Annotated in this window: 13 protein-coding genes; 1 reads left to right on the top strand and 12 read right to left on the bottom strand. The window is 39.1% G+C overall.

The annotated features are described in order from the left end of the window. Positions 1-12 precede the first annotated feature (12 nt). The 3 genes from QYB97_RS00745 to QYB97_RS00735 all read right to left on the bottom strand — a co-directional run bounded on the left by QYB97_RS00745 (position 13) and on the right by QYB97_RS00735 (position 2,824). Complete coding sequence (locus QYB97_RS00745) at positions 13-828, bottom strand: sugar phosphate isomerase/epimerase family protein (RefSeq protein ID WP_301164046.1); 816 nt, start codon at positions 826-828, stop codon at positions 13-15. Further along, entirely contained in the window at positions 825-1,847 is a 1,023-nt protein-coding gene (locus tag QYB97_RS00740; protein ID WP_301164045.1) for a Gfo/Idh/MocA family protein, read from the bottom strand. Before QYB97_RS00740 ends, QYB97_RS00745 begins: the two co-directional genes overlap by 4 nt. A 92-nt stretch (positions 1,848-1,939) precedes the next feature. Further along, positions 1,940-2,824, bottom strand: coding sequence for an AraC family transcriptional regulator (locus QYB97_RS00735; protein WP_301164044.1), 885 nt, complete (start codon positions 2,822-2,824; stop codon positions 1,940-1,942). Between the two features lie 128 nt (positions 2,825-2,952). On the opposite strand from QYB97_RS00735, the gene QYB97_RS00730 reads away from it, so the two are divergent. Next, positions 2,953-3,753 carry a phytanoyl-CoA dioxygenase family protein gene (locus QYB97_RS00730; RefSeq protein WP_301164043.1) on the top strand — a complete coding sequence of 267 codons (801 nt, stop codon included), beginning with the start codon at positions 2,953-2,955 and terminating at the stop codon, positions 3,751-3,753. 3 nt (positions 3,754-3,756) lie between these two features. On the opposite strand, the gene QYB97_RS00725 is transcribed toward QYB97_RS00730, so the two are convergent. From QYB97_RS00725 to QYB97_RS00685, 9 genes are all read right to left on the bottom strand, one after another. Continuing rightward, on the bottom strand, positions 3,757-5,142 hold the full coding sequence (locus tag QYB97_RS00725; protein WP_301164042.1) for a sulfatase family protein: 1,386 nt from the start codon (positions 5,140-5,142) through the stop codon (positions 3,757-3,759). Between the two features lie 36 nt (positions 5,143-5,178). Further along, on the bottom strand, positions 5,179-5,970 hold the full coding sequence (locus QYB97_RS00720; RefSeq protein ID WP_301164887.1) for a carbohydrate ABC transporter permease: 792 nt from the start codon (positions 5,968-5,970) through the stop codon (positions 5,179-5,181). Between the two features lie 98 nt (positions 5,971-6,068). Then, positions 6,069-6,935 (bottom strand): carbohydrate ABC transporter permease, encoded by an 867-nt coding sequence (locus tag QYB97_RS00715; RefSeq protein WP_301164041.1) that lies wholly within the window; start codon positions 6,933-6,935, stop codon positions 6,069-6,071. A 54-nt stretch (positions 6,936-6,989) separates the two neighbouring features. Next, positions 6,990-8,291: an ABC transporter substrate-binding protein gene (locus QYB97_RS00710; RefSeq protein WP_301164040.1), complete on the bottom strand. Its 1,302-nt coding sequence runs from the start codon at positions 8,289-8,291 to the stop codon at positions 6,990-6,992. 159 nt (positions 8,292-8,450) lie between these two features. Further along, the gene (locus QYB97_RS00705; RefSeq protein ID WP_301164039.1) at positions 8,451-9,935 is read right to left on the bottom strand and encodes a response regulator; all 1,485 of its coding nucleotides are present in this window, start codon (positions 9,933-9,935) and stop codon (positions 8,451-8,453) included. Beyond that, the gene (locus QYB97_RS00700; RefSeq protein ID WP_301164038.1) at positions 9,913-11,706 is read right to left on the bottom strand and encodes a sensor histidine kinase; all 1,794 of its coding nucleotides are present in this window, start codon (positions 11,704-11,706) and stop codon (positions 9,913-9,915) included. The genes QYB97_RS00705 and QYB97_RS00700 overlap by 23 nt, the downstream gene beginning before the upstream one ends. 155 nt (positions 11,707-11,861) lie before the next feature. After that, complete coding sequence (locus QYB97_RS00695; protein WP_301164037.1) at positions 11,862-12,668, bottom strand: histidinol-phosphatase; 807 nt, start codon at positions 12,666-12,668, stop codon at positions 11,862-11,864. A 43-nt stretch (positions 12,669-12,711) separates the two neighbouring features. After that, on the bottom strand, positions 12,712-13,056 hold the full coding sequence (locus QYB97_RS00690; protein ID WP_301164036.1) for a PRD domain-containing protein: 345 nt from the start codon (positions 13,054-13,056) through the stop codon (positions 12,712-12,714). 194 nt (positions 13,057-13,250) lie between these two features. Continuing rightward, the gene (locus QYB97_RS00685; protein ID WP_301164035.1) at positions 13,251-14,354 is read right to left on the bottom strand and encodes a 5-methyltetrahydropteroyltriglutamate--homocysteine S-methyltransferase; all 1,104 of its coding nucleotides are present in this window, start codon (positions 14,352-14,354) and stop codon (positions 13,251-13,253) included. Between the last annotated feature and the right edge of the window lie 90 nt (positions 14,355-14,444).

Genomic DNA, 14,444 nt, shown 5'->3' with positions numbered 1-14,444 from the left:
TATTAACCCCTTCTATACCAGATTTGGCTGGTTGGCTTTCAAAAATTTTAAGCATGCATTCAAATAACCATAGCTTTCGGCAGCAATGATGGAAACTTGAGTAAGTGAATGCTCCTTTGCACCGATCACTTCTAAACAAACTGGACCCGAATAGTTTGCATCAACTAATGCTTTGCAGTAATTAAATAAATCAATGTCGCCCCGGCCACATGCCTGATTCTCAATCGCTCCTGGCCCTTGGGTTCGTCCTTTACAATCCCGAATGTGAACGTGTTTTACCTGACCAATAATCTTGCGGATCTCATCCTCCGGGTTTTCATTTCCTCGGTAGATATGGCTAGGGTCCATATCTATGCCAAAGGCCGGGGAGGTAACTCCTTTAATGGCTTCCATGGTAGTAGGTGTGTTAAAAATTGATTGTCCCACATGAGCTTTTACACACAGCGTGACACCATAGGTCTCTGCCTTTTTTGATAACCGATTGAGTGTTCCAATGGATTGCTGAAGGTCCCCTTCTTGTTCAGACTTACCGCCAGGTCCGACATTAACTACAGGGATCTTCATTGCAGCGGCGGCTTCAAAAGCTTTCTCAAGACGTTCTTCATCAAGTGAAGCAACTTCCATCGACAATAGCTCCAGGCCGTATTTTTCAGTAATCTTTACAATGTCATTGCTTTGTTCTTCCCATCGTTCTAAAGCTAAATGCTCACACATGCCTTTGATGGCGGCAATTTCAATTCCGTCATACCCTGCTAGAGCAATATGTTTGGCAGCGGTTTCAAAATCAAAGTCTTTAAACAAAACTGAGTTCACACCAAGTTTAATCATATTTTTCCTCCTGTAACTGACAATGTATTTTTGACTTCCACAATTTGTCCGGTTTCCCATGACTCAATCGCTGCTTCAATGATCATTTGTGCCTTTAAAGCATCTTCACCTGATCCGCTAATTTCATCATAAGTTGCTCCTGAACGCAGCTGATCGATAAAGTGATCAATCCTGCTTTTAAAAGTTTCACTAAATGAGCCCATGCCGCCCAGGTAACTGTAGGTCTCCGTTTCAATACTGTTTCTTGGATAGAAGGTTAAATGTTCACACGCATCCTCCAAAACAAACCGGCCTTTGGAACCGACCACTTCACAACGTTCAAGCCCATAGCTTGCTCCAGCATCATAGCTTCCCACGAGATTTCCAATCGTTCCGTTTTCAAATTCCAAAATGATTTGGGTATTCGACCAAATTGAACGCCCTTCTCCCTTCATCATAAAAGCAGCCACTCGTTTGACATCGCCGCAGAAATAACGCATAACATCAAAAGAGTGAGGATGCAGAGCTCTTAAATGAAACCATGGTGAACTTTCTACAGGGTTGTTAATCCACATCCGCATATTAATCATATGAAGTTTGCCCAGCCGCTGATTTAACACCCACTCTTTCGCTTTTTCTGAAGCAGGTGTAAACCGGTGATTTAAATTAATGGCATAAGGGACACGGTTTGTTCTCGCCAGGTCAACCATTTGTCTGCCTTCCTGAATTTGATTGGATATAGGCTTTTCCCCTAATACGGGTATTCCTGCACTTAGAAGCTGAATCGTCGGATCGAAATGTTCACTTCCATTTTCCTCGCCTTTGGTGCAAACGCTTACGAGATTCAATTCAGTTTTACTTTCCAGCATTTCATTCACGGAGTAAAAGGCATTTGCCCCGAATTTAGTTGCAGCAGCATCCGCTTTCGTTCGATCAATATCACACACCGCCACAATTTCTGTCTCTGGGTTCTCATGATAAACAGAAGCGTGGATACTCCCGATGTTTCCTACTCCTACTATTCCAACTTTTAACGTCATTTCATTTTCCCTCCTTGATCAAAGTGAATTTCTTATAGCCATCATACGGGTAAACAAGGTATTAATCATGGTCAATACTGCCAAGTTGATGGTCAATTCAGCCACACCTGACTGTGTTTTTTGCGATACTCAGATGGAGTCACCCGGGTAAGCTGTTTAAATGTCCGAATAAAATGGCTGATATCGTCAAAACCTACTTCATTTGCAATGTTAATAATTTTCATGTCCGTTTCTCTCAATAAATCGCAAGAAGCTTTTATTCGAATTTCATTACGATATTCCACGAATGTTTTTCCGATTGTCTGTTTAAATTTTGAAGTAAAATTTGATTTGCTCATACCGGCTACTTTGCTCATCTTATCGAGTGACAGGGGATCGTTGTAATACATATTTATATAACTGCACACCTCCTCCATCCACTTCACTTCTGTGCTCCGAACATCCACTTCATGACTCCGGGTCGACCGTCTGAGCAAGGTGAAAAGTTCAATGAATTTTGCTTTGATAAGAAGCTGATACTCAGCCTCTTTCCCCTGATATTCATTCATCATTTTTTTAATCAGCAAGCTGATTTCCAGATGTTCCAAACCAGTCAATGCCAATCGTTCATTAATATTTTCCCGGTCCCCAAGTAAAGGAGCAAAACCTGGATTTGAAAAGCAGGATAAGTTTCTTTGGATATCCGCAATATCTTTTAGAAAAGGAAGTTGAAACAATACATTGCAAACGTACAAGGGATCCGTTTTGTCAGACTGATAGCCATGCAGCTTGCCAGGCTCTATTAATAAGACGTCTCCCTGCTTAATGGGATAAATGTTGTCCATGTACAAATGATAACCAGTGCCATTCATTACATATCCCAACTCAAAAAATTCATGATAATGCAAATGAATAGATTCATTGGATTTAAAGGTATAGGGAAAGATTGAGAATGAGAAAGCACTGTTGTTAAAAAACGTTTCCGACGCCAGTTTCATAAAGCCTCCTTACCTGATGCAAACTCAAGTCATATAGCAGATTCTCCAACTTTTTTGTTCAAATGACCAAGCAGTCTGTTATTGATTAGCCTACTATGAAGCTAAGAATTTATCGATGGAGGGATTAGATGATTAAGACGGATATCCAAAACTTGCTTTCCCGGGAACAAATAGAGTTCTATATCAACAATGGGTTTGTAAAAATTGATAATGTTTTATCTAAGAATGACCTCACAGAACTGCAGTCCATTATAAATGATGCTATGGAGGCCCCCGCAAATTTATCAGTCCAAACCGATAAAAAAGGAGGTGCTTATTACAGGGTACTTAATCAGAAGGTAAATTTATGGCGTGATCACCAAGGTATTGCTAAATTTGTACTGGATTCTAAATTGGCCAGTATTGCCCTGAAATTAAGTGGGTCAGATGGCATACGATTGTTTCATGATCATGCGCTTTTTAAAATGCCTGGAGATTCAAAACCCACACCGTGGCACCAGGATTTCCCCTATTGGCCAATGAACAGAGAGGCAGGTAAAAAGGCATTGTCAATATGGATTGCGTTGGATGATGTGGATGAAACAAATGGCTGCATGAAGTTTTTGCCTGAATCTCATAGAATAGAGAATCTGAAACCAATCAATCTTGCAGAGCCTGCCAATATATTCGAACAATCTTCATCAGTGGCTATTCCAAAAAACTCACCTGTGACAATAAGAATGAAAGCCGGAAGCTGTACCTTTCATCATGGCCTCACCTTTCATTTCGCACATTCGAATACGACCGATAAGCCAAGAAGGGCACTTGTTATCATTTATATGCCTGATGGTACAACGTTTAATGGGAAAAACCATATCATTACAGATGGCCTAAACTTACAAAAAGATGAAAGATTGCAAGGAGAACTGTTTCCTTTATTAGCAAAATAATAGCTATGTGATGATTTGACTGGAAAACTCCAGCCGTTCACGCCTCGGGTCCTTCTTCCATTCCTCCCATGTCAATCCGTGGGAGGAAAGAATTTTTTCAATTCGCCTTTTAAAAGGAAGACCCTCTCTTTGGAGTGTCATCAATAAGGGATCTTCCCTATCACCGTTTTTCACCTTAACCCATGAATTAAGCTTTGATTCAAATTGTTCAGCCAGATCCGGGAGGGCAGACACTAAATTGGTTAATTCATAGGGGTCTTTGTGTAAATCATAAAGTTCACTGGGCGGTCTGGTAAATGGTCCTCCATCATAGCTTTTGATATATTTATACCGTTCTGTCCGAATAGCTCTTGCAGCTTGCCAAGCACATTCACTCAAGTAAACTTCATCATAGTTTCCCTTTTTAGATCCATAAATTAACGGCCAAAGGCTTTGTCCATCAACACGGTTCGGAAATTCGCTTTCCACCGCCTCTAAAATGGTTGGGAAAAGATCGGTATGCTGGATCATCCCTTTCACTCGCGTACCGCCTCTAATATGACCTGGCCAACGGATAATCACGGGAATATGAACAGTTGGTTCATATAAACCGCAATGATCCCAAAATATATTGTGTTCCGTTAAGCTCTCACCGTGATCACCAAACAAAATCAACATGGTATCTTCTGTAATCCCCTGATCAGATAGGCAAGTATCCAGGTCTTTAAGCAAGTCATCCAGGTAACGGATTTCGGCATTATACAACGCATCCAGATAGTTAATATCCGTCACTCCTTCCAGAAGATCATAATGATGATGCTTAAAAAATGGATAAGCGGGATGATTAAAGGCTGGTTCCATGCTTTTGTTTTTGGGATCATACGGATTACTGGCAAAATCATAGAATTGAGGTACATACTGTTCTGGTGGCAAATATGGTGTATGTGGATCCCAATAATGCAAGAAGAGAAAAAAATCTTCATCTTTATGATCCTTGATCCAGGACTTTGCCAAATCATTAACCTTTTGCCCATCAATCCATCTTTTTGCTCCAACAGTATTTATATAATACTGATACCCCCTTGCGAACCATTCTTTAAGATGGTACAAGTTATCAACCGCAGCGGTGGTAAATCCTGATTTACGCATAATATCAGGAAGCCATGAATGCTCTTTGGATAAAAAAGAGGATGGAGAACCATGTGAAACAACGCCTGTAGTCAAACCGGTCTTTCCAGTAAAAATACTGGTATGTGCTACTTCAGTAGGTATATCCGAAGGAAAAGCTTGTTCGAATAAAACGCCTTGACTGGCGATTGAATCGATATACGGACTTGTCTGCTGTCCGTAGCCATAACAACTCAACCTGTCAGCACGCAAGGTATCCAAAGAAATTAAAATGATTTTCACTTTAGCCTCCTACTCCCTTTTTTCCTTGTTTGTCTCCTATTTTATGGATCCGGATGTCATTCCCGATATTATTTTTTTATTGAAGAAAATAAATAGAATCAATGGTGGTATTGAAATTAATAAAATGTTGGTAAACAAAAGATTCCATTCTGTTTTATACATGCTCGTAAAGTTGTATAAAGTCAGTTGCAGTGTCGCGTTTTCAGACCCCGGAAAAAAATATAATGGGTTTACAAAATCATTGTAAACAGCAACTGCTGTCAGAACGATAACCGTGGAAGATACAGGCTTGAGTAACGGAAATATAATGTGAAAGAATAGTTTGCTTTTTGTGCAGCCGTCAATTATGGCAGCTTCTTCAATTTCTTTTGGTATGGTTGCCATGAAACCTTTATAGAGTAAAACAGTAAACGGGAGATGCAGAGCCACCTCTACCAGTACAATTCCTGGCATGGTTTTAAATAAGCCGATACTGTTAAGCACCCATATTGTCGGTACAATAGCTGGAGGGATAATCAAACCTGCCAGGATCAGAAAATTAAACAATGGAGACAGCTTGCTCTTTTTTCGCTGAAGAACATATCCTGCCATGGAACCCATAATAATCAGCAGGAAAATCGATAGCAGGGTGATCATTATGCTATTGTAGAAAGCTCGCATTATCATGCCATTTTGGGCTTGGAACACAGCATTAATGTTATCAATAATGTGGAAAGAAGCTGGCCATGCCATATTTAATGAAGCAGACTCTGTTGCGTCTTTAACTGCATTAATAATCACAAAATAAAAGGGTATACCGAAAATAAAGATGGTCATTAAAATAGCCATAAATTCAATCGCCCACTTAGATTTGCTCCTTGGTTTTTCTTTTTTACTGCTTCTGACTACTAAAGGATTGAACTGCGAACGTTTTATTGTTTTGGTTATCATAGATCCACCTCTTTTCTATTAAGATAGGCATATAGCGGAAAGGCTAAGGCAGAAACTACAATGAACAAAATGACGTTTCCTGCTGTAGAAAGGCCATAGAATCCTCCCTGATACTGCTTATAAATAATAGAAGCGATTAAATCGGTACTGAATCCCGGTCCGCCTTTTGTCATTGCCCAGATTAAATCAAAAGTTCTAAGTCCTCCGATAAATGATAGAATAATCACCGAATTCATCGCAGGTTTGCTGAGCGGTAGAATAATGTTCCAAAATTTATGGAAGGAGTTTCCTCCATCGATCATTAGCGCTTCATAATAATCGTTGGGAATGGACATAATTCCTGCAATATAAATGACTGTTGCAATGCCTACTCCTTTCCAGACATCCACCAATGCTACAGAAAGCAAAGCAATTTTTGTATCCCCAAGCCAGTCAGGTCCTATAATTCCCATTGCTTTCAGGGTGACATTGAACAGTCCCTGTGAAGGATGCATCATCATGGTAAAAGCAATGCCAACTGCTATTGTACTGAGCAGCGTTGGAAAAAAAACCATTGACCGGATAAAGCCGACTGACTTGAGCTTTGTACAGAGAAAAACACCAAGAAGCAAGCCTAGAACTACTTTTAAACCACAGGTGACGACTGCGTAAATTATCGTATTTTTAAACCCAACATTTAACGAATCTTCTGTAAGAAAAGTTTTAAAATTGTCAAACCCTATAAATTTCCAATCAGTCAATGACCACCATGTCATACTGAAAAACAGAGACATGACCGTTGGAAAGATGAAAAATACCAAATAAACAATTCCAGCAGGCAACAAGAAGTAATAGGTATACCTTTTGCTTAAACTGCTTGTCATTAAGATTACCCCCCATCTCCCTCTCAAGGGATCGTTGCAATGATTCAGAATAAATTACCAGCCTGATAATCCGAGTTGTTTTGCCTGTTTTTCAACATCTTTGTCGTAAGCGGCGGCACCAGCTTTTGCAGTTTTATTTCCGCTTCCTACTTCTGTTGTGATTTGCGGCAAACTTGGTCCTTTAACAGGACTTATAAACTCCAAAGCTAAACCTGTTTTGCCTGAGTCAAAGTAAGGAAGCATTTCCTTTACGGCCGGATAAGAACTCTTAGGAACCTTTGCATTTTTTACAACAAAAGGACCCTCCGGCTTATCTTTTGAAGCGAAAATTTTGAGGCCTTCTGAGGATACGAAAAATTTCACCCATTTTTTTGCAGCTTCTACATTAGAGCCGTTCTTATTGATATAAAAAGCACTTGGCATCCACGTTGTAAAACCATTGCTGTTCTTGCTGTCACCGGGTTGTGGGAAAATACCGATATCCTTCATCTTGTCAGGATAATTTTTGTTGAGTACGGTTAATGCTGAACTTAACATAGGATAATGAGCTCCTTTGCCTTCAGCGAGCATTTTCAAGCCATTATCATAGGTAGTCGCCAAAAAGTCTTTATTCATATAGCCCTTTTTATAAACTTCCTCCAATTTTTCAAAACTTCTTAAAGCAGCAGGTGAATTTGAAATGGTTGCTTTATGCTCAGTGTATTTCTTTGGAAACTCCGGATCTTTTTGCATTACATTGTAATTGTCGGCTAAATAAATCAGTTGAGATGTCCAGTCATCCTTATATGTACCGATGACGGCTGTTTTTCCAGCAGCTTTGATTTTCTTATTGTTGGCCATAAGTTCCTTCCATGTTTTCGGAACAGACAATCCCAGTTTTTTATAAACCTTTTTGTTGTAAAGCCATCCTCCCACCCTTGAAGAACCACCTGGGATTCCGTAAATCTTTTTATTTACTGTAACGGTTTTCTTAAAGGTGTTTGTAATATCTTTCATATAAGGTTCATTTGTTAGATCGACAAAGTTTTGTGCCGGGTTCAATGCCTGTAGGAGAGATCCGGAATTATAAAAAACGAGATCATCCATATCTCCTGTTGCTAATCTGGTTTTTACTACATTGTCCCCCTCTGTGCCTCCCGGGCGCGTGGATATTTCGGTTTTAATATTGTATTTTTTCTCAATAGCATCAGCTACGGCTCTGATTCCATCCTGGTTGGTCGAATTATCCATTAATAATTTCAATGTTACTCCGCCGTCTCCGTTGGCATTTTTTCCGCCTGAATTACAGCCGGTTAAAAGGCCGGTAATAAGGATAATGCTAAAAATCAATGATATTCCTTTCTTAAAAGTATTCATTGGCTACATCTCCTTTTTTAATTTTGTAAATCTTACAATTTAATTGTAATCGCTTACAGTTTTATAGGAATAGTGACACAAAATTTGTTTTATGTACTAATTTTTTTGAAAATTACAAAAATAATGCATAAAAAAGAAGTAATGTGGAAACATTACTTCTTAAATGGAGTTTTTATATAATCCAGGATTTATACCTGAATGTTTTTTGAAAAGTTCCGAGAAATGTCTATAACTGTGGTAGCCAACTTTTTTACTGACATCTGTCACTTTATTGCCCTCTTGCAGCAGATCTTTTGCATGTTCCATACGAAAATGTGTTAAGTATTTAATATACGACAGCCCCATTTTTTCTTTAAACAAAAGACTGAAATACGTAGCATTCATACCGACAAATTCTGCGACTTCCTGCAGGCATAAGTCCCTGTGAAAATTTTCTTTTATATACGCACATGCCTTTTCCACAGCTTCATGTTTATCGTTCCTTTTTGCATGTTCCATCCATTCAGTAATCACTTCAAATTTTAACCGGAACCAATGAAACATTTCTTTGCATCCATTTAATTCCCTGATCTCTACATGAGGTAGAAAATCGGAATGATAAATCTGCGTAAAGTTTTTCCCTGTGCCTTTCACAGCCTCTATTGCTAAATAAAGGATTTTCAACATTTCCTGTTCTATAATCTCCGGGCACTGTTTATTTAATTGCAATTGATTTACTAATTGATCAAGCGAAGTTAAACTGCCTTCTATATCCCCCGTCCGCAAACAATTAATTATGGCTTTTTCTTGATCTGTTAGCTGCTCTGTACCAAGGGGAATTACACTTATTTCTTCTACTGAAGTTAACCCATGCTGTCCCAGAAACTTGGCGTAACGTATTGCCTTTTTAGCCTCTAAGTAACTTTGAGGTGCATGGTCGAGGGAACTATAGGTACGACCAGCTCCTCCTGATACATCACTATTTTTGATTTCATTCATCAGTTGGGACAAATGATCATTTACATCAGAATCATAGTGTAAGACTACCGCGAGATGTTGGGGACCGTTTTGAATATGAATAATTTCATATCCCTTCTTCTTCAGTTGTTCAATTCTTTCTGTTAAAGCAAGAACTGTTATATGTTTAATATTAACTGCTCCATCTCCAAAACACTTCCGCCACTTCTTAACTGCACGGGCCCCCCAATTCAAGAGATCCAATGTTGCCTTTTCCAAGAGTTCGCTTCTGTTTTTTTCACAAAGTAATTTCAGCTCTGACACGGTTCTTTTCTTTTGAACCAGATCAATGATCTTTTCTAATACATCTTTAATCATTGGAATCGTTATTGGTTTCTCCAAATAATCAACAACCCCCAGTTTAATAGCCTGCTTTACATACTCGTATTCATTAAAACCGCTAAATACAATGCAGATAGTTTCAGGGGAAATGGACAATATTTTTTCTATCAAAGTTAATCCATTGTATTTTGGCATGCGAATATCAGTAAATATGATGTCCGGGTGATGCTCTTCAAATAAATGAATTGCAGAAAGACCATCCGTCGCCGTGCCAATAAGCTCAATTCCATAACTTTCCCAATTAATCATTGCTTGAAGGCCCTGGAGCACAATAGGCTCATCATCAAATATAGCTGCTTTCAACATTTGCCATCATCCCCGCCTCTTCTTTAAATTTAATTAGGATTTTGGTGCCTTTATTCATCTCGCTAAAAACTTCCAGCTCACTTGAAGGTCCATAGTACAACTTTAGCCGTTCACGGACATTTTTTAAGCCATAACCTGATTCTGTAGTGGATAGGTCCTCCATGCCGATTCCATTGTCTTCCACTGTGAAAATAATGAATCCATCACGTATTTTTCCATACAGCTTGACAGTACCTTCTCCTAATTTAGGCTCCAAGCCATGATAGATTGCATTCTCCACTAAGGGCTGCAATAATAACTTCAGTATGTTTTTATCCATTAATTCCTGCTCTACAGAAAATAGATAATTAAAACGATGACTATATCTCATGTTCTGTATGGTCATATAATGTTGAATATGTTCAAGTTCTTTACTGACGGAGATGAGTTCGTTTCCGTTGTTAAGGCTCAATTTAAAAGTCTCCGACAAAGCAATAGACATGTTGGCCAGATCGTGGTTATCGTGCATGATCGCTTTCCAATACATTAAATCAAGTGTGTTGTATAAAAAATGGGGTTTGATTTGGGCTTGAAGTGCACTCAGCTCAGCTTCTTTTTCTTTTAGGCGCGAGCGGATGAGCCTTTGGTTCAGGTCCTTATTTTCTTCGGATATTTGTTTGAATGTAGACCCGATAACAGCAATTTCATCGTGCGGCAGCTTTTTACCGGGAGCCCAAACACCTACTCCTTTTTTCCATTCCATTGCCATTGCTTTTAATTGTAAAAAAGGCTGTGTTAAAGTACCTGATAAGTAAAAGGAAAGAAAAAGAGCAATAAGAGCCATAAGGGCCGAAATTAATGAAGTAACTATTCCGATCTGGTTTGACTGGCTGACCAGCGCTTTTTCCGGGACTAGCTGTAAAAACGTCCAGCCTGTCGTTTGATTGGTGTATTGGCTTATGAGGTAATGTTTTCTTTCAAACTGGTTGATTAATGAATTTAGGTTTTTAGATTGTTGTACAAGCGGTAATTTTTTGGAAGAAGCGTTATAAACAGTAACTGGTTCAGATCCCGATGAATCAATAACAAGATAACTGTTTTGATCGTTATTAAAAGCTTTAGTATATAACGAGGTCTTAATATTTACGACAAGAATTCCTATAGTCTCTGGTTTAATTAAATTGGATGGGTCCTTAAGAAGTTTAACGGATGAAAAAGTATCAAGTGAATGACTATTTAACACATTGTTACCAAAAAACAATGGCTTTCCGTTTGATTGAAGTGTCTTTTTGTACCAATCACTTCCAGAAATGCTGCTATATACTTTATTTTTATCAAAATCACCCATGCTTCCTGAATTGCCATAACAAAATGATCGAAAATCACGATTAAATATACAGACCGAATCAATGTCCTGGGTATCAATCAGATAACTGGAAAGCATGTTTCGTAATTGCTTGGGAGTATTTTCTTTAAATATATCGCCATGTTTATCTGTTTCCTGAACGTCACTCTCTTTTAAATCTTGTGCCATATCTTTATTCCACGCAATTAATCGTTCCATGTTAACTATGTTTTTTAATAAAAGATCTGCAACTTCGCTTGACGTTCGAAGATGATCTTGTGTTGTTTTTAATTGATTTTGAATGATCGTGTTTTTTGCTATTTGAAAGGAAATGAAACCCAGAAGGAAGAGAGGAAGAACAGACATACTCAACAAAAGAACAAAATACCGATTTCTAATTGTTTGCTTTTTTAATTTCCCCTTTGTTTTTTTCAGAATGTTTTTCATCAATGGCCGCCTTTTAATGTTTATACGACATATTGTAAGCGTTTTCTTTATGCTACTAATCAAATTCAGCCCCGTAAATAACCTAATTTAAACGATTATTGTCTTTATTTGCAAAGAAAAAAGAGAACTATTCAGCTCTCTCATTCTTATTGATATTACAGACTAGCCATGTAACGGGTTTTGTTTCTAAAATACGCCCACTCTTTGAACCCGATCTCCTTCAATCGCTTCTGAACTTCTTCAAACTCATCACCGACCCGCTTAGAGGTGTGAGCATCAGAGCCGAAGGTAACGGCTACACCATGGAATAAGGCGCGTTCGAGCAGTTCATCAGCAGGATACCACCTTCCGCAGTCTTTGTTCTTTCCGGAGGTGTTAATTTCGATGGCGATTTCGTACTGTGAGATGGTTTTCAGCGTTTGATCAACTGCCTGGGTCTGGATGTTGGAAAAAGCAGGATAATATCCCTTCATGGCATCGATATGACCGAGAATCTGGAAAATTCCGCTTTTGGCCGATTGTTCAATTAAATCATAGTAGATTTCTTTCGTTTCCTGCTTTTGTTTTTCCGTTAGCCCCTCCCACCGGTTTCTTTTAAAAATACTCAATCCACTCACGTGATGCACTGATCCGATGATGTAATCGAAAGGGAATTTTTCATAGTATTGGCGGTACATTTCAGCATGCTCGGGGAAAAAATCAGATTCCACACCAAATAGCACTTCAATTTTTCCATGGTACTCTTCCTTCAGCTGAAGGACTTCCTTAACGTATTGAGGGAAATGGCTTTTGGCCATTGCAATCCCTGGAAAAAGATGGTCTTCTTCACTGTATAAATAGGGTGAATGATCCGAGATTCCGATGATGTCCAAATGGTTTTCAATTGCAGCCTCTATGTATGCGCGAATGCTGTCTTGGGCATGGCCGCAACGCTCATGGTGAGTATGATAGTCAAATTTCATAGAAACCACCTCATTTTAAAGTTCTTCTTTATTTGTCTCACACTTAAGCTGATAGCACATTCACAAAATGGAGATATAAAAACTCTTTTTCTTCTTCTGGTAAGCTATTATTTAAGAGCTGATTAATCCAGGCGACACGTCCCCGCGCCTCTTCCATTTTAGGAGAACGATAGACTCCCATCATGATATCGGTTGGAGGCGGAATCAGTTCTTGCTTTCTTTCAATCCTTGTTAGAGCCATTGCGAGATGTATAATCAGCATTCTGTACTGGTCCGCTTCATTTTCGCTGACAAATTTCTGAATGGTTTTCCGGCATATGGTATAAGCTTTCTCCGTAATGGAATCACTGTTTTTTAAAAACTCCAGGCGTTCCAGTAATCCTTTCACTTCCATCCTCCTTTCAAAAGAACTTTCCTTACTATTTTGGGAGATGATATCCTGTTTTAGTCCATTCCTTCATCAATTTTTCGCAGAAACAACATACCATACAGGAAAGAAAGAGACAATAAAACTTTTAGAAAATTTTAAAAAAGAGCCAACCCGCAGGATGACTCTTGCTTTCTTACATATTAAAGTGACGTTTATTTCCATACCTCGTTCGCGATGGAAACTACATGCCTGATTTTTTCCCACTGCTGTTCTTCTGTCAGCAGATTACCTTCTTCAGTGGAAGAAAATCCGCACTGGGGACTAAGACAGATTTGATTAAGCGAAACATACCGGGCAGCTTCCCGAATTCGTTCTTTAATGAGTTCGGGATCTTCCAATTCTCCAAACTTTGATGTAATAAGTCCAAGAACTATCTGTAAATCGGAGCGATTCACATGGCGAAGCGGTTCAAATCCGCCTGAACGCTCATCATCGAATTCAAGAAATAACCCGTCCACTTTTAGTTTACCGAAAATGTATTCAGAAGCGTTGTCATAGCCTCCGCTTGCCGTATAGCTGGACTTAAAATTTCCTCTGCAGATGTGCATGGTAATAACCATGTCTTCGGGCTTTTGGGCAATGGATTTATTGATGGCAACTGTGAACCGCTCAAGTAATTCTTCTATGGAGTAGCCTTTGTCTGCAATCTGCTTCTGCCCTTTTTCAGAGAAGAAAACAGCCCATGCTGTATCGTCAAGCTGCAAGTAACGGCAGCCCGCATCATAAAAGGCCTGTATGGCTTTCTGGTAAACCGAAATCATATCGTTGAAAAACTCGTCCTTGTCCGGATAAACCTCTTCATCAATTGTACCTCTGAAAAACAGCATATTTGGACTTGGGATCGTGAATTTTGCGACATGGTCCCCTGCGAGATTATGCAGGAATTTATAATCTTCAAGCATCGGATGGTCATTAAAATCCAGTTTGCCCACGACCTTAATTCCGTGTGCTTTTGTTTGGACACCGTTAAACTGAATGCCGGCATCTGTTTCGTATAGCTCCACGCCTTCTAATTGAGCCAGAAAGTCAAAATGCCACCAGGCACGGCGAAACTCGCCATCTGTTACAGCCTGCAGCCCTGCTTCTTTTTGTTTTTCCACAAGACGTGTAATCTCTTCATCTTCAATTTTACGAAGCTGTTCTCTCGTAATGTCTCCATTTTGCTGAAGGACACGTGCCTCCTTAATTCGCTCAGGACGTAAAAAACTCCCCACGTGATCAGCTTTATAAGGTCCTTTTGTTAACGTTGTTGTCAATTGTGACAGCTCCTTGAAATTTTTAACCCTATTATAACCATAAAATCCAGCTATTCGCTATGGTTTTGTCTTAATTCATCAAATTGTGAA

The organism is Fictibacillus fluitans (assembly GCF_030418125.1).
Taxonomy (GTDB): Bacteria; Bacillota; Bacilli; order Bacillales; family Fictibacillaceae; genus Fictibacillus_C; species Fictibacillus_C fluitans.
Note: the sequence above shows the minus strand (reverse complement) of the source record. Positions and strands in the feature narration are given on the sequence as shown.